Source organism: Gordonia sp. NPDC003422, from assembly GCF_053588675.1.
Map to the genome: position 1 here is coordinate 142,651 of NZ_JBSFQL010000010.1, position 21,836 is coordinate 164,486.

Below are 21,836 nucleotides of genomic sequence, written 5' to 3' on the forward strand. Positions count from 1 at the left end.
AGCTGGAGCCCATGGCTAACCGTGGGCTCAGTGACAGTGCTGGGCGTCGGCGGGTCCGCGACTCGCGAGGCGATGCGCGCTCGCGTGAGCGCGCACGCCAGACTCGCCGACGCCGGCCGACCGCAACCCAGGCCGACGCGTCGGAGTCGGCCACCCAGACCGACGCACCCGACTCGGTCACCCAGACCGGCGAGCACGAACTCGACACCGTCGGCGCCGACGAGCAGAGCACGCGCAAGCGTCCGCGTCGGATCTCGAACGCCCGTCGGCGCCCGGACGGGTCCCGTTCGGCAGCGTTGGTGTCGCGGGTTCGGCATGTCGACGCCAAGCGGGCCGTCGTGCTGGCTCTGGTGATCAGCATCGTGGCGCTCACCCTCGCGATGCCGATGCGTACCTACTTCGCCCAGCGCTCCGAGTTGCGTCAGCTCACGGCGGCCAACGTGGAGAAGGAACGTGAACTCGCCGACTACCGGCAGAAGGTGAATGAGCAGGAAGACCCGGCCTACATCGAGGCCAAGGCACGGTCGGAACTTCTGTTCGTGAAGCCGGGTGAGACGCCGCTGGTGATGATGTACCCCGGCGACGAACAGCGTCGAGCCGCAGCCGCGGCAGCCGAAAAGCGTGCTCGCGCACCGTGGTACGGCCGACTGTGGGATTCGGTCGCGACTCCTCCCGGCGTCCGGTGAGCACCTTCGACGCCGACCTCGAGATCGTTGCGCGACAGCTCGGCCGGGAGCCGCGTGGCGTCATCGAGGTGAGTTACCGAACGCCCGACGGAGTGCCGGCCGTGGTGAAGACCGCTCCGAAGCTGCCCGACGGCACACCGTTCCCGACGCTCTACTACCTCACCGATCCACGGCTGACCGCCGAGGCCAGCCGCCAGGAGTCGGCCGGGGTGATGAGGGAGATGACCGCCAGGCTCGCGGAAGACGTTGAACTCGCGGCGGCCTATCGCCGTGCGCACGAGAGTTATCTCGCTGAACGCGATGCGATCGAGTCGCTGGGCACCGACTTCACCGGTGGCGGGATGCCCGACCGCGTGAAATGCCTGCATGTCCTGATCGCGCACTCGCTGGCCAAGGGGCCGGGAGTCAACCCGCTCGGTGATGAGGCGGTGGCGCTCGCCGCCGACAACGGTCTTCGCGGCACAGCCATTCCGGCGGACTGGCCGCATCTGACGGCGGACGATACCGAGGGTGACGAATCGTGACCGTCGTTGCGGCGGTCGATTGCGGCACCAACTCGATCCGCCTGCTCGTCGCGCGGCCCGACGACTCGGGACGGTTGATCGACATCCACCGCGAGATGCGGGTCGTCCGGCTCGGGCAGGGGGTCGACGCCACCGGGCGCTTCGCCGATGAGGCGATCGACCGCACCCGGATCGCGCTCGCCGACTACGTGGAGATCATGCGGTCGCACCGGGTCGAGCAGGTGCGCATGGTGGCCACCTCGGCCACCCGCGATGCGTCGAACCGTGATGCGTTCTTCGGCATGACGGCCGAACTCCTGGGTTGTGTGGTGCCCGACGCGATCGCCGAGGTGATCACCGGCGACGAGGAAGCGCGGCTCTCGTTCCGCGGCGCCGTCGGCGAATTGGATTCGGCGCAAGGGCCTTTCGTCGTCACCGACCTGGGCGGTGGCTCCACCGAGGTGGTGTTCGGCGGTACGGGGACAGGCGGGGCCGACGGCGTGCGCGCCGCTTTTTCGGCCGACATCGGGTGTGTTCGGCTGACCGAGCGGTGTCTGCCGTCAGATCCGCCGACCCCCGCCGAGGTGTCCGCGGCGCAGGCGTTCACGCGGGAGCGACTTGCCGAGGCGTTTGCGGCGGTGCCCGTCGACGGCGCCCGCACCTGGGTGGGCGTGGCCGGAACGATGACGACGCTGGCGGCACTCGGTGCCGGACTCGACACCTACGATCCCGAGGTCATCCATTTGTCGCGGATCCCGCTCGACGACCTCGACCAGGTGTGCCGACGGCTGGTGTCGATGACGCGCGCCGACCGCGCCGCCCTCGGACCGATGCATCCCGGTCGGGTGGACGTGATCGGCGGTGGTTCCCTGGTCACGATGGAACTGGCCCGCGAGTTGTCGGCGCGCGCGGGCATCACCGAACTCGTGGTGAGCGAGCACGACATCCTCGACGGTATCGCCCTCGGCCTCCTCGACCCCCGTTGACCGTGCGTCCCAAATCGTTGACCGTGCATTCCCGGCCGGTTTAGACCCGCAGTGGGTCCAACGTTTGGCCTGCTGGGCGCACACGCGTAGCTTGGTTTCGTTACGCACCCACACAGGAGGTCAGGAGTGTCGACACCGTCGGTGTTCACCTTTCCCAATCCGGTCAACGACTACGCAGCGCGTTCGACCGCCGGCCTGGTCGTCGCGCTGGCGATCGTGACGGTCGCCGTCAACCATTGGGCGCTGTACGCGGTGTTGGCGATCGGCTTCGCGCTTCGTGTGCTTTCGGGACCCAAGCTGTCGCCGTTCGGCCAGTTGTCGGTGCGGGTGATCGCACCGAAAATCTGGCGCAAGACGAAGCTCGTTCCTGGTCCGCCGAAGCGGTTCGCACAGACCATCGGCCTCGTGGTGAGCACCACGGCCCTCATCCTGAGTCTGCTCGGCTTCGGACTCGCCGCCCAGCTCGTCGTCGGTGTCCTCATCGTCGCCGCGACACTCGAGTTCGTTTTCGGTTTCTGCCTGGGCTGCACCATCTTTGGCTTCCTGCAGCGTCGCGGCGTCATCCCGGACACCGTGTGCGAGGCCTGCAACAACATCTCGCTGCGCACACCCGAACCCGCGCAGAGCTGACACACGCCGAGGCGGCGATGACTGCGGTGGGAAGCGGCTCATAGCCCACAATGAACCGGTGAGTCAGCCCGGATACGACGCCCTCGCCGCTCTGTACGCCGACACCTTTCCCACCCCGTACATCACCTCGTTGGAGCGACACGCGGTCCACGCGTTCGCCGACACGGCCGCTGCGCAACTCGGTGGCGATGTCGTCGTCGACATCGGATGCGGCCTTGGTCATGTCACCGCCGACCTGCATGATCGCGGCCTGCCGATCGTCGGGATCGAACCCAGTGCCGGCATGGTCGAACTCGCGCGCACCGGCCACCCGCACTGTGAGTTCATTGCCGACGACGCACACCTGCGCGGCACCGCCGCCGACCTCCGTATCGGCGCGATCCTGGCGCGCTTCAGCCTGATCCACGTGTCTCCGTCGGTGCTCCCGCAGGTGCTGCGAGCCTGGTCAAGTCGCCTTTCTGACGGAAGCCCCGTGTTGATCGCGTGCCAGACCCTGGACCGCGGCACCGAGGAGGAGTTCGACCACCGGGTTGCCAGAGCATGGCTGCGTCACCCGGATCACCTCGCTGCACAACTGAAGGAAAGCGGCTTCGACGAAGTCTGGCGAATGATCAGCCGCCCCGACGACGAACACCGGTTCCCGGAGCTGCATCTCCTGGCGCGTCGACGACCATGACAAGTCGCTGACCTATTGCGGAATGCACGGTCAACGATTTGCGACGCACGGTCAACGGTTTGAGGCGCACTGTCAACGGTGACAGGACCGTGGCGACCTGGGCAATCGCTACTCCGGCGCGACCGGAGCCTCCATCGCACCCTCGAGGGTGACGTCGTGGATGTCTCCGGAATCGTCGGTGTCGATCTCGGGTGAGTCGAGTTCCTGCGGCACGACGGGCGCCTCGATCGATGCCTCGATGTTCAGCGGCTCATCCTCGATGTCGTCGTCTTCGAGGTCGGCCAGCTCTGCGTCCTCGAGCTCGGCGTCCGCGGGTTCCGCATCGACGATCTCGTCGACCAGGTCGGCATCGAGGATGCGTTCCTCGTCGAGCTTCGCCTTACGCGCGGCCTCACGCATCTCGAAACCGTCGGTGAAGATCTCACCGACCTCACGGGCCACACCGGCGACGGCGCCGGTGATGATGGTCGCGATCTGACCGACGTGATTGGCGGTCGACTCGACGAGCTCTTGAATCAGGTCCTTGTTGCGTTCGATGCGATCGACCATCTGATCGGACTCCTTGTCGCTGGGGACCATCCGGGGAAACCACACCCGGGCGGCATCGCCGACGACGATACCGCCCGGAAGGTGGTGGTGCCATGGGACGTCGCGGACCGTTCAGGCAACGTCCGCCGGCTTGTTGCGCTCGACGATGACGGTGAGGTCATCGTCGTCGCGCGTCATGAAATTGGGCAGCGACAGCTTGGCGATCTTCTTCCAGGTCGACGCGAGCTGCTGGCTCAGCGAACCGGTGTTGTAGGGCAACCCGTAGCGTTCGCAGATCTCCTGGACCTCGCCCGACACCTCCGGGTAGCGGCTGGCCGGGATGTCCGGGAACAGATGGTGCTCGATCTGATGCGACAAGTTGCCGCTCATGATGTGGAACAGCGGGCTTCCGGTGATGTTGGCCGACCCGAGCATCTGCCGCAGGTACCACTGTCCGCGCGTCTCGTCTGCGCATTCCTCGGAGGTGAATGTCTGTGCACCGGTGGGGAAGTGGCCGCAGAAGATGATCGAGAACGTCCACAGGTTGCGCACGAGGTTGGCGCTCGCGTTGCCGACGAGAGTCGACACGAACAGCGGTCCGGTCAGCGCCGGGAAGACGACGTAGTCCTTGAGCACCTGACGACCGGCCTTGCGCCACATGCCTTTCACCAGGCCCTTGATGTCGGTCCACTTGCGCTTGCCCGCGATGATGTTCTCGGCTTCGAGATCGTGCAGCATCACGCCCCACTCGAACAGCAGCATCAGGGCGGTGGCGTAACCGAGGTTGCCCAGGTAGTAGGGATTCCACTTCTGGTCACGGGCCATGCGCAGGATGCCGTAGCCGATGTCGCGGTCCTCACCGATGATGTTGGTGAAGGTGTGGTGCAGGTAGTTGTGGCTGTGCTTCCACTGGTCGGCCGGACACACTGTGTCCCACTCGAATTCGCGCGAGTTGTAGGTGTCCTCGCGCATCCAGTCGTACTGGCCGTGCATGACGTTGTGGCCGATCTCCATGTTGTCGAGGATCTTGGAGACCGAGAGTGCGCCGACCGCCGCGATCCATGCGGGCGGGAAGAAACCCAGGTACATCAGGGCCCGTCCGGTGACCTCGAACCCGCGTTGGGCGCGGATGACCGAGTACAGGTATTCGCGGTCCTTCTCGCCGAGGTCGGCGACGATCCGGGCGCGCAATTTGTCCAGGTCGCGACCGAGTGCCTCGACCTGCTCATAGGAGAGAACGACGGTATTGGGGTCGGTCACCTGCGTGGCCGCCGGATCGATCACGGTTGTTTCCGCGGTCGCGTCGGATGTCGGTTTGGTTGCCTCGGGTTCGATCACCGCAGGCAGATGGGCGGGGCGGAGTTCGGTGTCACGGGTGAGCTCGATGGTCATGGTGATACCTCCGTAGGGGTGTTGGGCGATTGCGGGGTGGTGGCGGTCAGATGTCGATGTCGACGTCGCCGACCGGGGCGTTGATGCAGAGCTGGATCTGTTTGTCGGCTTCGGTGTCGAGTTCTCCGGTCAGCACATTGCGGGTGCATCCGGAGAGCTTGGTCGCGGTGCATGAGAAGCAGATGCCCATGCGGCATCCGGACTCGGGCGTCAGGCCGGCCGATTCGGCCTGATCGAGGATCGGACGACCGTCGTTGGTCGTGGTGGCGCCGGAGGCGAGGAAGGCCAGTTCGCCGGTGATCGGTTCGTCGGGGTCGACGGCGATCGGTGCGGCGAGGGTGAATGCCTCGGTGTGCAGCGGCCGATGCAGTCCTGCGGCCTCGTGGAAGTCCGACACGGCGTCCATCAGGGCTCCGGGGCCGCACACGAACACGTCCGCGTCGACCAGGTCGGCGACGCCATCGAGATGCGCTTCGCTGAAATGGTCGTCATCGACTCGCGTGTAGTAGCAGCGCAGGTCGAGGTTCGGATTCACCGCCGCCAGCGATGCGAGTTCGGCACGGTATGCGGCCTCGCGGGGTGTCGGCGCGTAGTGCACAAAGGTGATCGGTCCGTCGTAGTCGTCGGACAGCAGTGTGCGCAGCATTGAGAGTACAGGTGTAACACCGCTGCCGCCGCTGATGAAGACGACCGAACGAGGATCGGACTCAGGCAGGGTGAACTCGCCCTGGGCTTGCGACAGGCCGACGACGTCGCCCGCGCGGGCCGTGGCGGCCAAGTGACGGGAGACAAAGCCGTCGTCGTGGGCAGCGATGGTGAGTTCGATGTCGCCGTCGCGTCCCGCGGCATTGGCCGGCGAGAAGCAGCGGCTGTGCCGAACGCCGTCGATGACGACGCTGAGCTGCACAAACTGGCCTGCTCGGTGTCCCTTCCACTGCCGCGTGGGCCGCAGTTGGAGGCGTACAGTGTGCGGGGTGGGGTGCTCGACGCGGACGATCTGCGCACGCAGGTCGCGCCAGGTCAGCATCGGGTCGATGAGTTCGAGGTAGCGATCCACCGGATGCGGCGACATTGCCGCTTCGACGATGGAACCGAACCAACGGTTGAGTCGGCCGGTCGACGCGGTGGCGTCGGCGGTGCGAGTTTGGGGGGTGCGGATGCTCATGGGCGGGCTCCGTTCTGGGTTGTTTCAGTGAACAACTGTACACGGAAAAGTGTGACACACGGGCGCGGTGCCGCGTCAAGGGTTGATTGCCGTGACGGCTGTCACTTGGCGCGGAGGGTCGTGCCCGAATGTGCCGGCAGCACCACTTAGACTCGGATGGTGACCCGGACGCGACACACGAGCCAGCGTGAGACGCAGTCGCGTGCCGACAAGAAGAACCAGACGCGTCAGGCTCTCCTCGACACGACGTTGACCCTGGTGGGTGAGCGCAGCTTCGGGAGCATCAGCCTGCGTGAGGTGGCACGTGGCGCCGGAATCGTGCCGACGGCCTTCTACCGCCACTTCGCGTCGATGGAGGATCTGGGCGTCACCCTGGTCGAGGATTCGATGCGGGTGCTGCGTCGTGCGTTGCGGGACGGTCGGCGTGATCTGGCCAGTCGTCAGGCGCTGCCGACCGCGCAGAATTCACTCGCCATCCTCTTGCGGCACGTCCACGAGAACGAACCCGCGTTCCGCTTCCTGATCCGCGAACAACATGGCGGGATCGCCGAGGTTCGACGCGCCATCGACACCGAATTGCGGCTGTTCTCCAAGGAACTCGCCATCGACCTCGCGCGGATGCCCGCCCTCGTCGGGTGGGAGGCCGAGGACCTCGAACTCGCCGCCGACCTCATCGTCACCATCATGCTGACCGCCGTCGCGGATCTGATCGACGGTGAGTACCGGGGGCGCGATGCCGAGCGCGACGTCGTCGAACGCACCGAACGCCAACTCGTCATGGTGTTCCTCGGCATGGGGCAGTGGCGTACCGGCGGTTGATTCGACGAGTCAGGTGACCATCCCGCTGACCTGGGCAAATGTAATGGACCCGGCCGCGGCCGTCCCACTAAATCTAGGGGAGGAAGTTTGTTCCCCGATGTTCGGAGTCGCCCCCTAGAAAGTTTGCGGGGAGGACACCAAGGTTAGGGGAAGAGTTTCTTCCCCTACCTTCTTCGAGACGCTCCGGTGGATCGATGGTTCGTCTGCCGGGTCGGATCGCCGGGACGATCGGCCTCGTCTGAAACGGTCTTCCTGGCGTGCATCCGAGGGAAATGTGCCCTCGGTGGCTCCTCACGGAGACCGTTCCGGACGGCCTCACTCTTCCCGCCTCCACGATCGCCGACGACGTCGGCGGGTGGGTCGATGTTGCAACCAGGGCGATTTCAAGGGTGGGCAGCGCAATGATGTGGTCCGACACTACTCGTCGGACCACATCCGCGGGGGTTGGCGATCGCCTGCGCCCCGACCACATGAAAGGCACCTGGTGTCACTGCAATTCCACTGGTTCCTGCCCACGTACGGAGACTCGCGCAATCTGATCGCCGGTGGTCACGGCAGTCAGATGTCGGGAGACCGGCGGGCGGATCTCCGCTATCTCAAGCAGTTGGCGGGAGCGGCCGAGATCAACGGCTTCGAGGCCGTGCTCACCCCGGCCGGATTGTGGTGTGAGGACGCGTGGCTCACGACGGCGGCCTTGATCGACGCGACCGAGACACTCAAGTTCCTGGTGGCCTTCCGGCCGGGACTGCTCAGTCCGACGCTGGCCGCGCAGATGGCAGCGACGTTCCAGTGGCAGTCGGAGGGTCGCCTGCTGGTGAACGTCGTGACCGGTGGTGAGGCGAGTGAGCAGCGGGCGTTCGGCGACTTCCTCACCAAGAACGCGCGTTACGAGCGGTGCGGCGAGTTCCTCGACATCGTCCGCAAGCTGTGGACGTCACCCGAGCCGGTCGACGTCGTCGGGAAATACCTGCGGGTCGAGAACGCTCAGCTCGGCCGGCAACCCGATCCGGCGCCGGAGGTGTTCTTCGGTGGGTCGTCGCCTGCGGCAGGCGATGTGGCGGCCAAGTTCGCCGACGTCTACCTGACCTGGGGTGAGCGGCCAGATGCAGTGGCCGACAAGATCTCCTGGATCGACGGCCTCGCCGCGGCACAGGAACGACGCGTCCGGCATGGCATCCGGTTCCATGTGATCGCACGGGAGACCACTGAGCAGGCGTGGGCCGAGGCGGAGCGGTTGCTCACCGCGCTCGATCCGGAAACCGTCGCCAATGCGCAGCGCAATCTCGCGCAGTCGGAGTCCGAGGGTCAGCGTCGTATGTCCGAATTGCACGGTCGGGGATCGAATTTCGACGGATCCCGCGATCCGCGGTCGCTCCAGATTCATCCCGGCGTGTGGTCGGGTGTCGGCTTGGTCCGTGGAGGTGCGGGTACTGCGCTCGTCGGGTCGTACGCGGAGGTCGCCGATCTCATCGCGGAGTATGCAAATCTCGGACTCGAACACTTTGTGCTGTCCGGATATCCGCATCTCGAAGAGGCCTACCACTTCGGTGAAGGTGTGCGTCCTGCTCTTGCCCGTCTGGGGCTCATCGAGTCCGACGATCGTGGCCGCGAGGCCGTTCGCGGCGCATTCCTGCCGACCCTGCAAGCCGCTTCTTCCTGATCACAGCTGTTCTGCCCCAAGCTCTTCTGAACCAGCGCCAACCGAGAGGTAAATCATGTCCACCGAATCGATCGCCGACGAGATCAAGTTCGCCTACTGGGTACCCAACGTCAGTGGCGGCCTGGTCACCAGCACCATCGAACAGCGCACCAGCTGGGACTATGACTACAACGTGAAGCTCGCGCAGACCGCGGAGAACAACGGCTTCGAGTACGCACTGTCGCAGGTGCGCTACGAGGCGAGCTACGGTGCGGAATTCCAGCACGAATCAACGAGTTTCAGTCTTGCCTTGCTGTTGGCGACGCAGCGACTGAAGGTGATTGCCGCCGTGCACCCGGGTCTCTGGCATCCGGCGGTACTGGCCAAGCTCGGCGCCACCGCAGACCACCTGTCGAATGGCCGGTTTGCCATCAACGTGGTGTCGGGCTGGTTCAAAGACGAATTCACCCACCTCGGTGAGCCGTGGCTCGAACACGACGAACGTTACCGTCGCAGTGCGGAATTCCTCGAGGTGATCCGCAAGATCTGGACCGAGGACAACGTCGACTTCCGCGGCGACTTCTACCGCATCCACGACTTCACGCTCAAGCCCAAGCCGCTCAACACCCCCGAACGGCCCAATCCTGAACTTTTCCAGGGTGGTAACTCGACGGCGGCCCGTAGCAACGGTGGACGTTTCTCCGACTGGTACTTCTCCAACGGCAAAGATTTCGACGGCGTCACCGAGCAACTCGACGACCTGCGTGCGGTCGCTCGGGCGCACAGTCGCGAGGTGAAGTTCGGACTCAACGGCTTCATCATCGCCCGCGACACCGAAGCCGAGGCTCGGGACACCCTGCGGGAGATCGTCGAGAAGGCGAATCGTCCTGCGGTGGAGGGCTTCCGCGATGCCGTGCAGCAGGCCGGCAACTCGACCGGAAACAAGACGGGAATGTGGGCGGACTCGACCTTCGAGGATCTCGTCCAGTACAACGACGGTTTCCGCACCCAGTTGATCGGTACGCCAGAGCAGGTGGCCGAGCGGATCGTCGCCTACAAGCGTCTCGGCGTAGACCTGATCCTGGGTGGATTCCTGCACTTCCAGGAGGAGATCGAGTACTTCGGTGAGCGGGTGCTTCCGCTGGTCCGCGAACTGGAGGCAGCGCAGGAGCCCGCGGGGGTCGCGTGACCCGGGTGAGTTCGGCAGCCCGGATCGCCACGGCACGCGAGGCCGTGGCGATCGCGCGGGAGCTGGCAACCGAGTTCTCGGCAGGTGCCGCGCAACGGGATGCGCAGCGCCGGTTGCCTTTCGAGGAGATCGAGCAACTGTCATCGACGGGCCTGCTCGCGGTGACAGTGCCGCATCGCTTCGGTGGCGCCGACCTCCCACCCAGCGTCGTGGCAGAGCTGACCGCGATCATCGCGGCCGCCGACCCGAGCATCGCGCAGATCCCGCACAGTCACTTCGTGTATCTGAATCTGCTCCGTCTTGGTGCGTCCGACGATCTGCAGAAGCGGATCTTCGGCACGGTGCTCGACGGCGGCCGGGTGGCCAACGCGCAGTCCGAACGTGGCGGCAGGACCATCGCCGACATCTCGACGCGCCTGACGCCCACCGGCGGAGGGTTCTCACTCGACGGGGACAAGTTCTACGCAACCGGATCGCTGTTCGCCGACACCCTCGCCGTGCTGGCCCGTCTCGAGGTTGAGACCGACGATCATGCGCCGGGCGAATACGTGGCGTTCATTCCGGCGGACGCGGACGGGGTGGAACTCGTCGACGACTGGAATGGCATGGGGCAGCGCACCACCGGCTCCGGCACGGTGCGGCTGCGCGGTGTTCACGTCGGCGCCGACGATCTCGTGGCCCGGGCTCCCGCGGTGTCGGGGGCGACGGGCTATGGCGCCTTCGCGCAGTTGCTGCACGTCGCGATCGACACCGGAATCGCCCGCGGTGCGCTTGACGCGGCGGCCGAATTCGTTCGCAGCACGTCGCGTCCGTGGTTCGAGGCAGGAGTCGAACGCGCCGTCGATGATCCGCTCGTGGTGCAGCGGTTCGGCGAACTCGGCGTCGACGTTGCGAGTGCCGAGGCGACGCTCGCCGCAGCCGGCCGGAGCGTCGACCGCGCAACAGGATTCGGGGATCCCGACGAGATCGAACCCGACGCGGATCCGGTGGCGGAGGCGTCGATCGCCGTCGCGGCCGCCAAGGTGGTTGCCGACCGGGTTGCGAACAGCGTGACGTCGGCTCTGTTCGAGGTGAGTGGTACACGCAGTGCGGGTGCGGACCTCAACCTGAATCGGTTCTGGCGTGACGCCCGTACCCACACCCTGCATGACCCGGTGCGGTGGAAATACCAGCACATCGGCCGATACGTGCTGCGCGACGAGAAACCACCGCTGCACGGCGTCATCTGAGGCCTGGTCATCCAAGCGTAGGACGGGGCCGAAGCCAATCGGTCGAGGGACAGACGGTGTCGGTGCCGGCGCTTATGCTTCTCGATATGGCAGAGAGTCGGGTGGACACCCAGTTCGGGCCGTATCGGCTCGATGAACTGCTCGGCCGTGGCGGCATGGGTGAGGTGTATCGCGCCTACGACACGTCCAAGGACCGGGTCGTCGCGCTCAAGCTGCTGAAATCCGGTCTGGCGCATGACGGCGTCTATCAGGAGCGGTTCCGGCGCGAATCGCATGCCGCGGCAAAGCTCGGTGAGCCCCACGTCATCCCGATCCACGACTGGGGCGAGATCGACGGGGTCCTGTTCATCGACATGCGCCTGGTGGAGGGCGAGGATCTTCGCGCCCTGCTACGTCGTGAAGGGGAGCTGTCGCCGGAGCGCTCGGTCCAGATCATCGAACAGGTCGCTGCGGCGCTCGACGCCGCGCACCGGCACGGACTCGTCCACCGCGACATCAAACCCGAGAACATCCTGATCGCGGAGAACGACTTCGCCTACCTGGTCGATTTCGGCATCGCCCACGCCGCCGAGGACACGCATCTCACGCAGGCCGGCACGGCGATCGGATCGATCGCCTACATGGCCCCGGAGCTCTTCGACGCGAGTTCGGTCAGCGCATCCAGCGACATCTACGGACTGACGTGCGTGCTGTTCGAATGCCTCACGGGTCGGGTGCCGCATCCCGCCAACACGGTCAGTGCCGCCATCAAAGCTGCCGTCCTGTCGCCACCACCGTCGCCCAGCGCGTTCAACGGCGCCGTCCCGCAGGCGTTCGACGCGGTCATCAGCCGAGGTCTCGACCCCGACCCGGACCGACGGTATCCGACGGCCAAAGAGCTGGCGGCCGCGGCGCGTGCCGCGTTGACCGGTGGCGACGTCGAGGCCACTGTGACTCCGAACGGCGAGAGTGAGACCAACATCATCCGCCGCGCCCCCAAGACGGTGATCGGCGCGCCGGTCAACCTGGCGAAGCCGGCCGATTACCCGCCCACCCAGGTGTCGAGCACCGGCCCGCAGGGGCCTGACGGAACCCGGAATCTCGGTGGTCCCCCGCAGTTCTCGGGACCCCAGCAATATTCGGGACCACAGCAGTATTCAGGCCCCCAGCAGTACTCAGAGCCGCAATACTATTCGGGTCCCCAGCAGTACTCGGCTCCACCACCGAATTACCCTCCGCCGCAGGTCTATCCGGCCGGCTACCCGCCGCCGGAGCAACGCTCGACCGCCATTCCCGTGTTGATCGGCGTGATCGCCGCCGTCCTCATCGGCCTGCTGGCGCTCGGTGGGTATTGGCTGGCGACCCAGGGCAACGATTCGTCGTCGAAGAACGCGGACGCCGAGCGGTCCACGGTCACCCAGACAGTGTCGGCGCCGGAGACGCAGGAGACGACCACTGCGCCCACGACGACGGGACCGGCAGCGCCACCACCGGGGTCGGCTCCCTGCGACGCGACGGTCGGTATCGAAGCAGGAACGCCCACTACGTGTGGGTTCGCGTTCAACGTGCGAGACGCGTACCTTGCGTCGGGCCCAAAGGGGACCGGGAGAGTGGTCATTGCGTCCAGCCCGACGACGGGGCTGACGTATTCGATGTCCTGTGTGCCGGAATCGGGCATCGTCGTCTGCCGGGGTGGCAACAATGCGGTGGTACACATCTACTGATGGCGATTCTCAGGCACACCCGTTTCGCACCCGTCGTCGCGCTGTTTGCTGCCACCGCGCTGGTGGCCGGCTGCGCCACATCGTCGGACTCCGCTGGCCAGGCACCGGTCACCGTGACGGTCACCTCGACGGGCAAGGCGTACCCCGGCGGGTACGGCAAGTCGTCGTCGGCAGCGCCGTCGACCGTGTCCCGAGCCGGCAACTACCGCGCGCTGGCAGCCGGTTTCGCACGGGTCGCCGGGCAGACGGGTAACACGGTCGGGATCGCCATCGCCCCGGTCGGCGGAAAGGCCGTCACAGCGCTCACACTCGGTGACAAACACTCGCGCGTTGCCTGGTCGACCATCAAGGTGCCGCTGGCCGTCGCGGCAGAGCGCGAGAACGGCCAGAGCGCGGCCGAGACCGCGGCGATCGTCAACTCGGACAACGCGTCGGCCGAAGCGCTGTGGGCATCCCTGGGTTCGTCGACCGAAGCCGCCCGCGCCGTCACCGGTGTTCTGCGGGAGGGTGGCGACACCACGACTGTGGTGCCCTCGGAGCAGCGTCGCGCCGGGTTCACGATCTTCGGCCAGACCGTGTGGCCCTTACCGGCAGCGGCCACGTTCACCGCGCACCTGCCATGCATGCCCGGGACCGAACATGTGGTCTCGCTGATGGGTCAGGTTGCGGGCAACCAGCAGTGGGGTGTCGAGATCATGCGCACGCCGACGTCCACCGCTGTCAAAGGCGGATGGGGGCCGGGGGAGAGCGGCGGGTACCTCGTGCGTCAGATCGGTCTGATCACCCACCGCGACGGCACACAGACGGCGGTCGCGATGAGCGCGGTCGGGTCGTCGATGGGGGACGGAATCGCTGCGCTGAACTCGATCGGTAACTGGCTGAACCGCAATGTGGCGCGGCTACCGCGGGGCCGATGCGCAGGCTGATTCGAGCGGTGGCGGTCGCCGGTTTGGTGGTGGTGATCGGGGCGTGCAGCACGACCGACCCACCCGGTCCGACGAGCCCGCCGTACCGTGCCACCTCGGCGTATGCTTCCGCGAGCGCATCCTCGACGCCGTCCGCCGCGCCCTGCGACCGTACCGTCGTCGCGCTCGACCCGGGCCACAATCCGGTCACGGTCGACGGCTTCGATCCGGTGACCGGCGTCCGGCAGGTCGACTACCCGAACGGAGCCGAGGATCGGGATGTGTTCCTGGTGGCGCAGCGGGTGCGTGCCGCGCTGAGCGGCGTCGGATATCGCGTGGTCCTGCTCAAGCGCTCGGTCCGCGAGAACGTCACCTACCGGCAGCGGGTCGAGCGAGCGCGGGCGGCCGGTGCCGACATCGCCGTGAGTATCCACACCAGTCCGGGCGTCAATGCGGTGTTCCCGCAACGCGTCGGGCTCTATCGCGAGGGAACCGGCGCCGACGGTGAGCATCTGCGGGTGGTGTTCACCAACCGCGCCACCGCCGTGCGGTCCCAGCGATACGCGCGGCTGATCGCGGCCCGCCGAACCGCGATAGAAGGCCACCCGGTTGCGGTGACGGACAACGACTTCGGTGGACGCGCACCGTTGTGGTCGGGCAACATCCCGGTGATAGCCCTGATCGCCGACGACACACCATGGGTCTACAACGAATTCGGCACAGCGGGTGCCGGCGGGTCCATCGCAGTCCCGAGGAGCCGTCTCGAGGACTACGCGCGTGGCCTGACCGCCGGGGTTCGGGCTGCCGTGCCGGTCTGCGCGGTGTCGCGATGAGGTCCCGATTGGGTCTCGCCGGGTGGCGAAACCCTGGATAGCCACTACTCTCATGTGTCTGCTGTGGCTAAAGGGGCTCATGTGATTAGAGTGAAACGTCTGTTCATCACGACCACCGTCGTCGCCTCATGTCTGATGGCCGGCGCGGGCTCGGCCTTCGCGGCGCCGGGCATCGCCGGTCTGCCTCTGCCGGAGCCGCTTGCGCGACTCCTCGCCCCGCCCGTGCCCGTCGAGAAGAAGCTGTCGAAGGGCTTTGGCGGCCTGCAGAAGTCGATGCGAAAGACGATGCCGGGACAGATCGGAATCGCGGTCGTCCCGGTCGGTAGCGACAAGGCAATCTCGTTGGGGCCGTTGAAGACCGGTCGCGCGTGGTCGACGTTGAAGGTGCCGGTGTCGCTGGCGGCGCAGCGGCAGAACGGAACCGCGGTCGCTGCCATGGAGAACAAGGCGATCACCTTCTCCGACAACGACGCCGCCGGGAAACTGTGGGGATCGCTCGGCGGTGGAGTTGCCTCCGTGAAGGCCGTCACCGGCATCCTTCGGGAAGGCCATGATCTGCGTACCCGCGTCTCGTCGGAGGCCGACGCCCCGCCGTCGTACCCCGGCTACACCCAGTGGGCCCTGGTCGACCAGGCGCGGTTCGGCGCCCACCTGCCCTGCATGGCGGGCAGCGAGCAGATCATCCGGTTGATGAGCTCGGTCGCACCGAATCAGCAGTGGGGGGTCGCGAAGGTGGGCCGATCGGCCGGTGCAGTGAGCGCGGTCAAGGGTGGCTGGGGGCCTGCCACCTCCAAGTCGCCCGGCTACCTGGTGCGTCAACTCGGCATCATCTCGACCACCCGGGGGCAGTTCGCCGTTTCGTTTGCCGCCGTACCCAAGAGCGGCAAGTTCAGTGACGGCACCAAGATGCTCAACCGGATGGGCGCGTGGTTGGGCAAGTACCTTGCCGAACTACCTGCGGGTCGGTGCTGACCTGAAGAGTTCGGGACAACCCGCTGGCCGTTGGAAATCTGTACCTGTGAGGCCGGCCAAGTACACAGTGCACTTGGTGGGGTTGGCAGGTACATCTTTCCAACGGGTCGGGAGCGTCGGTTGGTAAGACGGCAATGTCGTCGCACCAGGGCTAATGGGGGCTGTCGCGGCTAAGCCGGCGGGAGGGGCCGCTCGTACCCCAGCTGGCGGGAAGTGGACTCTTTTCATCGACAGCTCACTCCGGCAGTGAATGGCGTCCGGTGGGGCGGGGTGCCGGTGGTGGCGTCGGTCGCGGTGCTGACGTCGGGGTCGCTCGCGGCTTCGCCGTAGGCCGCGACGGTGCCGGCGTCGGAGACTGGGCAGCCGACCCCATCGGACGGACGAGTGCGGCTGCGATCGCCGTGGTGAGCGGCACCGACAAGGCAATCGCGATACCGCCGACGAACGACCGTGCGAGTTCGACGGCGACGACGTCGGTGGTCAGCAGAGACCCGAGCGGCTGCTGTGCCACCGAGAACAACAGCAGGAGTGGGAGCGCGCTGCCCGCGTACGCGAAGACCAGGGTGTAGACGGTGCTGGCGATGTGATCGCGCCCGACGCGCATCGCCGCGCGGAAGGTGGCCAGCCGTGTCGGCTCGCCGGCGGCCGCCAACTCGAACGCCGCCGACGCCTGGGTGATGGTGACGTCGTTGAGCACACCGAGAGTGCCGATGATGAAGCCGGCGAGCAACAGACCACTGATCGAGATGCCGCCCTGATAGACCTGCAGGTTGGTGGTCTGGTCTCCCGAGAGGCCGGTCAGGTTCATCGTCCTGATTGCCAGCCAGCTCAGCACCCCGGCCAGGACCAGCGACGTCAGCGTGCCGAGCAGCGCCGAAGATGTGCGCAGACTCACGCCGTGCGCGAGGTAGAGCACGACGAACAGGATCGCCGCCGACGACACGACCGCCACCGCGACCGGCGAAGACCCGGCGAGGATCGCAGGCAACGTGAACACTCCGAGCACGAGGAACGCGAACGCGAGCCCTAACACCGACCGGAACCCACGCCACGCGGCGACCAGCACGATCGCGGCGACGAACAGCAGCGCCCAGATCAGCGTCGCACGTCCGCGTTGGAAGTCGAAGAAGGTGTAGCGGTCACCGCCGTCGGGTCCGGGGACCGTGGACAGCCGGATGTCGTCGCCGTCGTGCAGCGTCGGCTGACCGGCTTGCGGATCATCGAGCGCACCGGGAGCGACCGCCACCGAGTCGGGTCCCGAACCGGTCTGTGCACGGTTCGTCGGCACCTCCAGGACGGTGTACTTCCCCTTGTCGGAGCCGGAATCGAGCCGGACGGTGTGCAGGATGCACGGGCCGTTCTCGACCGGGTTCACCGGAACATCGGCGGTGTCGAGGACCGTGCCGGCCACCGAATTCAGACAATCCGCACGGATGTGATCGACGACCTCGCCGTCGACTGTATGGATGGATCCGCCGTCGGCCGCCCGGAACTGCGGAGGAATCGGATGTGGTGAATCCGAGGGCCACAGCACGACCGTGCCGATCACGACGGCCAGCCCGATGACGCCCAGCGCCCCGATCACCAGCCACTTGGCGTACGGCGACAAGACATGCGAGATGTCGGAGAGGTGACCGTGGCCGTGCGAATGTCCGATATGCGAATGCCCGGTACCGCTCGAGGCGGTACCGGGCTTCGCGGCTGTCGCGGGTGCAACTGCGCCGTCGTTGTCCGAGTTGCTACTCGATCTCGACCATTTCACTTCGACACCCTATGCGCATGGCGGTATCGAGTTCCATAGGGCGGGATTTCTACAGCGGCAGCAGAATGTTCTTGACCGAGGGATCGGTGCGCAGGAAGTCCTGGACGGCAGGATCTTTGAACGCCGCGACGAGCTTCTTGATGTTCTCGGTGTCCTTCCACTTGGTGCCGATGGTGAGCTGACCGGCAAACTCGTCCGGGGCGGGCGGCGCGAAGATCTGCTTGTTGATGTCGATGTCTGCCGCCAGGTAGTACTCGGTGTATCCGACGGCCGCGTCGAGGTCGGCGAGTGACCGCGACTGTGCCGCGAAATCGAGCAGTTTGAACTGCAGGCCGCGCGGATTGTTCGCGATGTCGTCCTGCGTGGCCTGCCACTTGTTGATGCCCGGCTTCAGTGTGATCAAACCGGCCCGCTCGAGCAGCCACAGACCCTGCGCCTCGTTGGCCGGGTCGGAGTAGAGCGACACGGTCGCGCCCTGCGGCAGATCGGCCGGACTGCGGTAACGGTCCGACCAGATGCCGAAGCCCCAACGGAACACCGGAGTGGCTGCCTCCAACCCGAAGTCGGGGTTGGCGGCCAGCACCTGACCCAGCCACAGCTTGTGCTGATAGATGGTGCCGGCGACCTCCCCGTCGCTGACGGCTCGGTTGAGCGTGGTGGAGTCCGACAGCCCCTTGAACGCCACCTTGATGCCGTACTTCGGCGCGACGTTGGTGGCAATGTAGTTGACGAGCGCCTCTTCGGCGGCGTTGCCCTCGGCGGTGACCACAATCAGTGTGGCGCCGGCAGTTTCGTTGGCGGACGTCTCTTCTGGGCCAAAGAATCGCCACCCGATGGCACCGAGAACGACCACCGCGACCACCACCAACGCGGTGATCAGCGGCCAGCGACGACCCTTGGCGATCTCGATATCCGACCCGCCGGGCGGTGCGGGCGTAGGGGTTTCTATCCCGGAGTCGGTTGAACTGGACATGGGGGTGCCTTTCGAGGGAGGGGGGTTGAATCGATTGCCGCTCAGCGATTGACGCGGCGGGACTTCTCCGGCGTGAGGCTGCGCACCAGCGCGTCGCCGACGATCTGGATGAGTGCGACGGTGATGACCAGGACGATGATCGTGGCGACCATGACGGCGTGGTCGAATCGTTGGTAGCCGTAGGTGACGGCGACATAGCCGAGACCGCCGGCGCCAATCGTGCCGGCGATGGTGGAGTACTCGATCATCGCGATCGTGTTGATCGTCAGGCCGCCGATGATGTTGGGTAGGGCTTCGGGAATCTGTGCGGTCCAGATGATCTGGGTGTTGGACCCGCCGGATGCCTTGGCGACGTCGACCACCGACGACGGCACCGCCCGCAGCGAGTTCTCCACGATCCTGGTGAAGAACGCGATCCCCGCGATCGACATCGGAACGACGGCCGCGGCGATCCCGATGTTGGTGCCGGTGACGAATCGTGTGAACGGGATGATCGCGGTCATCAGCACGAGGAACGGCAGCGACCGTCCGATGCTGATCACCCACGACAGCGGTGTGTGCAGTCCACGATTCTCGAAAAGCCCGCCGGGGGCGAGGTTGTGGATGAGAGCTCCGAGTGGAACCCCGACCACGAGCACGACGATCATCACGATGCTGACCATCAGGACGGTGTCGACGAACGCGGGGATCAGTAGATCGGGAATCTCGTTGACCGGGACCGTGATTGCGGCGAGATCGAGGCGCGTCACGCAGCGACCTCCACCTGATGCCGATCGAGCACGCGCGCGGTGATGCCGAGTTCGTGGGCGGATCCGACGAACGATGCGGCGTGACCGATGGGAACCGACACGGTCAGGTCGCCGAAGGACACACCGTCGACGGTCTGAACCGACGCACCGAGTACGGCGATCGGAATGCCGAGGTTTCCGCCTATTCGGGTGAGCCAGTCGGCGGGCACGGTGGCAGAGTTGTAGATCACCGAGATCGCCGACTGTCCCGACGCCGTGTCGGCGCTCGGTCCACGTGGTCGAAGTGATTGTCCGAGTGGAGATTCGGGATCGAGAACGAGGTCGGCGACGCGACCGCGCTCGACGAGACTGCCACCATCGAGACGCCCCACCGTGTCGGCGACGCGGACGATGGTGTCCATCTCGTGGGTGATGAACACTACCGCGAGACCGAGGTCGTCGCGGACCTCGGTGAGCAGCCGGAGGAAGGTGTCGGTGGCAGCCGGATCCAGACCAGAGGTCGCCTCGTCGGACAGGAGGACCGATGGTTTCAGCGCGAGTGCGCGGGCGATGCCGACTCGTTGGCGCTGACCGCCGGACAACTGATGGGGATAGAGTCCGGCCTTGTCGGCGAGCCCGACGCGATCGAGCAGTTCGGCAACGCGTTGCTTGGTGGAAACCTTGGTGGCCCCGAGGTATTCGAGTGGCAGTGCGACGTTGTCGGCCGCGGTGCGTCGCGAGAGCAGGCTGGCCGACTGAAACACTGTGCCGATACGACGCCGGGCGTCGCGCAACTGCGTCGACCCCAGCGACGACAGATCTTCGCCGTTGACGATGACCTGCCCCGAGGTCGGCCGTTCGAGCAGGTTCAAACAACGGGCGAGGGTGCTCTTGCCTGCACCGGACGGTCCGACGACCGCAAAGATCTCGCCCTGTTCGACCCGGAAGTCGACCCGGTCGAGCACGGTGCTCGGATTCGTCGACCCGACGCCGAACACCTTGGTGAGCTCGACCGCCTCGATCATCGGACGCCCCCGGTCACGAGACGGGCGGCCGTGCGTGCCGAGTCGTCGATCGTCGAACCCGTACCACCCGGCCGGAAGGTTGAGCCGCGATGGTTGTCGGGGAGCAGATCACCGCGCCCGAACAGCTTGTGCCGCAGGGTTCCTGGAACGTACGCGCGGTCGTACACGCCGCGTCGCTCCAGTGCGGGTACCACGTGGGTGACGATGTCCTCGAACGAGCCCGGCGTGACCGCGTAGGCGACGTTGAACCCGTCGACGTCGGTCTCGTCGACCCAATCCTGCAGTGCTTGCGCCACTTCGTCGCCCGAGCCGATCAGGACCGGACCCATCCCGCCGATGCCACCCCAGGCCGCGATGTCGCGGACCCGCCATTCCTCGCCGCTGTCGGTGGCCTGGCTGAATGCGGCGACGGCAGACTGGATGGCGTTGCTGTGGACGTTGCCGATCGGTTCGTCGATGTCGTAGGTGGACAGATCGATTCCCATCCAGCCGGACATGAACACCAGCGAACCCTCCTCGCTCGCATACGACTGGTACTCCTGCGCCTTCGCGCGCGCGGCTTCCGGGGTCGAGTCGGTGATGATCGTCAGCAGTGTGTAGATGCGGGCGTCGTACGGGTCGCGTCCCGCGCGCACGAGTTCTTCGCGCACTTTGGCCACGGTGTCGCGCAGAATCGCCTTGGTGGGGGCCGCCACGAAGATGGCCTCGGCGTTCTCGGCAGCAAAGCGTCGGCCGCGTGGCGATGCGCCGGCCTGGTAGATGACCGGGGAGCCCTGCGGTGACGGCTCGGCGAGGTGAATGCCGGGAACCGTGAAATGTGTTCCGCGATGGCCGATGTGGTGGACCTTGTCCGGGTCGGCGAAGATGCCGTTCGCTCGGTCGCGCCGGACGGCGTCGCGCTCCCAGGAGCCTTCCCACAGCTTGTACAGCACAGTGAGGTACTCGTCGGCCTGGTCGTAGCGGCTGTCGTGTTCGGGCTGGTCGTCGGCGCCCATGTTGCGTGCCGCGGCGGGCAGATATCCGGTGACGACGTTCCAGCCGATCCGGCCCCTGGTGAGGTGGTCGAGGGTCGAGAGTCGACGCGCGAACGGGTACGGGTGCTCGAAGCCGGTTCCGGTGGTGATGCCGAATCCGAGGTGCTCGGTGGCATGCGCCATCGCCGAGACCAGCAGGAGTGGATCGTTGACCGGGATCTGCGCACCCTGGCGGATGGCAGCCTCGTCGGTGCCCGCGTACGCGTCGTACGTCCCGAGCACGTCGGCGATGAACAGGCCGTCGAATCCGCCGCCCTCGAGGAGCTGGGCCAGGTTCACCCAGTAGTCGATGGTGTTGTACTCCCAGGACCGATCGGCCGGGTGACGCCACAGTCCGGGTGACTGGTGCGCAACGCAATTCATGTCGAAGGCGTTGAGACGGATCGGGCGTGGTGATATCGGTGCAGGCACTCGGACGATGATGCAGACAGATGTCGGCGGCGGCCATCGTTGTACGCA

General features: G+C 66.2%; 21 protein-coding genes. 13 read left to right on the forward strand and 8 right to left on the reverse strand.

What is annotated here, in order from left to right; all coding sequences use genetic code 11:
* Positions 1 to 11 precede the first annotated feature (11 nt).
* The 5 genes from ACWDTF_RS11025 (at position 12) to ACWDTF_RS11045 (ending at position 3,481) form a co-directional block, all read left to right on the forward strand.
* Positions 12 to 686 carry an FtsB family cell division protein gene (locus tag ACWDTF_RS11025; RefSeq protein ID WP_240856519.1) on the forward strand — a complete coding sequence of 225 codons (675 nt, stop codon included), beginning with the start codon at positions 12 to 14 and terminating at the stop codon, positions 684 to 686.
* Entirely contained in the window at positions 683 to 1,210 is a 528-nt protein-coding gene (locus ACWDTF_RS11030; protein WP_240856520.1) for a DUF501 domain-containing protein, read from the forward strand. Before ACWDTF_RS11025 ends, ACWDTF_RS11030 begins: the two co-directional genes overlap by 4 nt.
* The gene (locus ACWDTF_RS11035) at positions 1,207 to 2,175 is read left to right on the forward strand and encodes a Ppx/GppA phosphatase family protein (protein WP_355277936.1); all 969 of its coding nucleotides are present in this window, start codon (positions 1,207 to 1,209) and stop codon (positions 2,173 to 2,175) included. The genes ACWDTF_RS11030 and ACWDTF_RS11035 overlap by 4 nt, the downstream gene beginning before the upstream one ends.
* A 126-nt stretch (positions 2,176 to 2,301) precedes the next feature.
* The gene (locus tag ACWDTF_RS11040) at positions 2,302 to 2,805 is read left to right on the forward strand and encodes a DUF4395 domain-containing protein (protein WP_240856522.1); all 504 of its coding nucleotides are present in this window, start codon (positions 2,302 to 2,304) and stop codon (positions 2,803 to 2,805) included.
* A 58-nt stretch (positions 2,806 to 2,863) separates the two neighbouring features.
* Entirely contained in the window at positions 2,864 to 3,481 is a 618-nt protein-coding gene (locus tag ACWDTF_RS11045; RefSeq protein ID WP_355277939.1) for a class I SAM-dependent methyltransferase, read from the forward strand.
* Between the two features lie 108 nt (positions 3,482 to 3,589).
* On the opposite strand, the gene ACWDTF_RS11050 is transcribed toward ACWDTF_RS11045, so the two are convergent.
* The 3 genes from ACWDTF_RS11050 to ACWDTF_RS11060 all read right to left on the reverse strand — a co-directional run bounded on the left by ACWDTF_RS11050 (position 3,590) and on the right by ACWDTF_RS11060 (position 6,566).
* Entirely contained in the window at positions 3,590 to 4,030 is a 441-nt protein-coding gene (locus ACWDTF_RS11050; protein ID WP_240856524.1) for a hypothetical protein, read from the reverse strand.
* Between the two features lie 111 nt (positions 4,031 to 4,141).
* Positions 4,142 to 5,401 (reverse strand): fatty acid desaturase family protein, encoded by a 1,260-nt coding sequence (locus ACWDTF_RS11055; RefSeq protein WP_355277942.1) that lies wholly within the window; start codon positions 5,399 to 5,401, stop codon positions 4,142 to 4,144.
* 46 nt (positions 5,402 to 5,447) lie between these two features.
* A complete protein-coding gene (locus ACWDTF_RS11060; RefSeq protein ID WP_355277945.1) occupies positions 5,448 to 6,566 on the reverse strand; it encodes a ferredoxin reductase in 1,119 nt (372 codons plus the stop codon).
* Positions 6,567 to 6,725: 159 nt separating this feature from the next.
* Here ACWDTF_RS11060 and ACWDTF_RS11065 point away from each other — a divergent pair, with 159 nt between their 5' ends.
* The 8 genes from ACWDTF_RS11065 to ACWDTF_RS11100 all read left to right on the forward strand — a co-directional run bounded on the left by ACWDTF_RS11065 (position 6,726) and on the right by ACWDTF_RS11100 (position 15,855).
* On the forward strand, positions 6,726 to 7,385 hold the full coding sequence (locus ACWDTF_RS11065; RefSeq protein WP_433258620.1) for a TetR family transcriptional regulator: 660 nt from the start codon (positions 6,726 to 6,728) through the stop codon (positions 7,383 to 7,385).
* A 484-nt stretch (positions 7,386 to 7,869) separates the two neighbouring features.
* Positions 7,870 to 9,045, forward strand: a complete 1,176-nt coding sequence (locus ACWDTF_RS11070; RefSeq protein WP_240856546.1) for an LLM class flavin-dependent oxidoreductase — start codon at positions 7,870 to 7,872, stop codon at positions 9,043 to 9,045.
* 55 nt (positions 9,046 to 9,100) lie between these two features.
* Positions 9,101 to 10,213, forward strand: coding sequence for a dimethylsulfone monooxygenase SfnG (sfnG, locus tag ACWDTF_RS11075; RefSeq protein ID WP_240856547.1), 1,113 nt, complete (start codon positions 9,101 to 9,103; stop codon positions 10,211 to 10,213).
* Positions 10,210 to 11,442 carry an SfnB family sulfur acquisition oxidoreductase gene (locus ACWDTF_RS11080; RefSeq protein WP_355277952.1) on the forward strand — a complete coding sequence of 411 codons (1,233 nt, stop codon included), beginning with the start codon at positions 10,210 to 10,212 and terminating at the stop codon, positions 11,440 to 11,442. The genes sfnG and ACWDTF_RS11080 overlap by 4 nt, the downstream gene beginning before the upstream one ends.
* Positions 11,443 to 11,528: 86 nt before the next feature.
* Positions 11,529 to 13,145, forward strand: coding sequence for a serine/threonine-protein kinase (locus tag ACWDTF_RS11085; RefSeq protein WP_355277955.1), 1,617 nt, complete (start codon positions 11,529 to 11,531; stop codon positions 13,143 to 13,145).
* Positions 13,145 to 14,071, forward strand: a complete 927-nt coding sequence (locus ACWDTF_RS11090) for a serine hydrolase (protein WP_355277958.1) — start codon at positions 13,145 to 13,147, stop codon at positions 14,069 to 14,071. The genes ACWDTF_RS11085 and ACWDTF_RS11090 overlap by 1 nt, the downstream gene beginning before the upstream one ends.
* Positions 14,059 to 14,883 carry an N-acetylmuramoyl-L-alanine amidase gene (locus ACWDTF_RS11095; RefSeq protein ID WP_355277961.1) on the forward strand — a complete coding sequence of 275 codons (825 nt, stop codon included), beginning with the start codon at positions 14,059 to 14,061 and terminating at the stop codon, positions 14,881 to 14,883. Before ACWDTF_RS11090 ends, ACWDTF_RS11095 begins: the two co-directional genes overlap by 13 nt.
* Before the next feature lie 135 nt (positions 14,884 to 15,018).
* The gene (locus tag ACWDTF_RS11100) at positions 15,019 to 15,855 is read left to right on the forward strand and encodes a hypothetical protein (RefSeq protein ID WP_355277981.1); all 837 of its coding nucleotides are present in this window, start codon (positions 15,019 to 15,021) and stop codon (positions 15,853 to 15,855) included.
* A 235-nt stretch (positions 15,856 to 16,090) separates the two neighbouring features.
* Here the strand turns inward: ACWDTF_RS11100 and ACWDTF_RS11105 are convergent, their stop codons facing one another.
* From ACWDTF_RS11105 to ACWDTF_RS11125, 5 genes are all read right to left on the reverse strand, one after another.
* Positions 16,091 to 17,512 carry a YibE/F family protein gene (locus tag ACWDTF_RS11105; protein ID WP_355277984.1) on the reverse strand — a complete coding sequence of 474 codons (1,422 nt, stop codon included), beginning with the start codon at positions 17,510 to 17,512 and terminating at the stop codon, positions 16,091 to 16,093.
* 154 nt (positions 17,513 to 17,666) lie between these two features.
* Positions 17,667 to 18,590 (reverse strand): MetQ/NlpA family ABC transporter substrate-binding protein, encoded by a 924-nt coding sequence (locus ACWDTF_RS11110; protein ID WP_355277964.1) that lies wholly within the window; start codon positions 18,588 to 18,590, stop codon positions 17,667 to 17,669.
* A gap of 41 nt (positions 18,591 to 18,631) precedes the next feature.
* Positions 18,632 to 19,339, reverse strand: coding sequence for a methionine ABC transporter permease (locus ACWDTF_RS11115; RefSeq protein ID WP_240856553.1), 708 nt, complete (start codon positions 19,337 to 19,339; stop codon positions 18,632 to 18,634).
* A complete protein-coding gene (locus ACWDTF_RS11120; RefSeq protein WP_355277966.1) occupies positions 19,336 to 20,343 on the reverse strand; it encodes a methionine ABC transporter ATP-binding protein in 1,008 nt (335 codons plus the stop codon). The genes ACWDTF_RS11115 and ACWDTF_RS11120 overlap by 4 nt, the downstream gene beginning before the upstream one ends.
* Positions 20,340 to 21,740: an LLM class flavin-dependent oxidoreductase gene (locus tag ACWDTF_RS11125; protein WP_449754372.1), complete on the reverse strand. Its 1,401-nt coding sequence runs from the start codon at positions 21,738 to 21,740 to the stop codon at positions 20,340 to 20,342. The genes ACWDTF_RS11120 and ACWDTF_RS11125 overlap by 4 nt, the downstream gene beginning before the upstream one ends.
* Positions 21,741 to 21,836: the final 96 nt, after the last annotated feature.

What these genes read in the sequence shown, in the direction of transcription:
- ACWDTF_RS11125 (WP_449754372.1), bottom strand. Translation starts at nt 21,740, where the DNA reads ATGAATTGCGTTGCGCACCAGTCACCCGGACTGTGGCGTCACCCGGCC.
- ACWDTF_RS11095 (WP_355277961.1), top strand. Translation starts at nt 14,059, where the DNA reads ATGCGCAGGCTGATTCGAGCGGTGGCGGTCGCCGGTTTGGTGGTGGTG.
- ACWDTF_RS11085 (WP_355277955.1), top strand. Translation starts at nt 11,529, where the DNA reads ATGGCAGAGAGTCGGGTGGACACCCAGTTCGGGCCGTATCGGCTCGAT.
- ACWDTF_RS11100 (WP_355277981.1), top strand. Translation starts at nt 15,019, where the DNA reads ATGGCCGGCGCGGGCTCGGCCTTCGCGGCGCCGGGCATCGCCGGTCTG.
- ACWDTF_RS11110 (WP_355277964.1), bottom strand. Translation starts at nt 18,590, where the DNA reads ATGTCCAGTTCAACCGACTCCGGGATAGAAACCCCTACGCCCGCACCG.
- ACWDTF_RS11120 (WP_355277966.1), bottom strand. Translation starts at nt 20,343, where the DNA reads ATGATCGAGGCGGTCGAGCTCACCAAGGTGTTCGGCGTCGGGTCGACG.
- ACWDTF_RS11050 (WP_240856524.1), bottom strand. Translation starts at nt 4,030, where the DNA reads ATGGTCGATCGCATCGAACGCAACAAGGACCTGATTCAAGAGCTCGTC.
- ACWDTF_RS11060 (WP_355277945.1), bottom strand. Translation starts at nt 6,566, where the DNA reads ATGAGCATCCGCACCCCCCAAACTCGCACCGCCGACGCCACCGCGTCG.
- ACWDTF_RS11025 (WP_240856519.1), top strand. Translation starts at nt 12, where the DNA reads ATGGCTAACCGTGGGCTCAGTGACAGTGCTGGGCGTCGGCGGGTCCGC.
- sfnG (WP_240856547.1), top strand. Translation starts at nt 9,101, where the DNA reads ATGTCCACCGAATCGATCGCCGACGAGATCAAGTTCGCCTACTGGGTA.
- ACWDTF_RS11055 (WP_355277942.1), bottom strand. Translation starts at nt 5,401, where the DNA reads ATGACCATCGAGCTCACCCGTGACACCGAACTCCGCCCCGCCCATCTG.
- ACWDTF_RS11090 (WP_355277958.1), top strand. Translation starts at nt 13,145, where the DNA reads ATGGCGATTCTCAGGCACACCCGTTTCGCACCCGTCGTCGCGCTGTTT.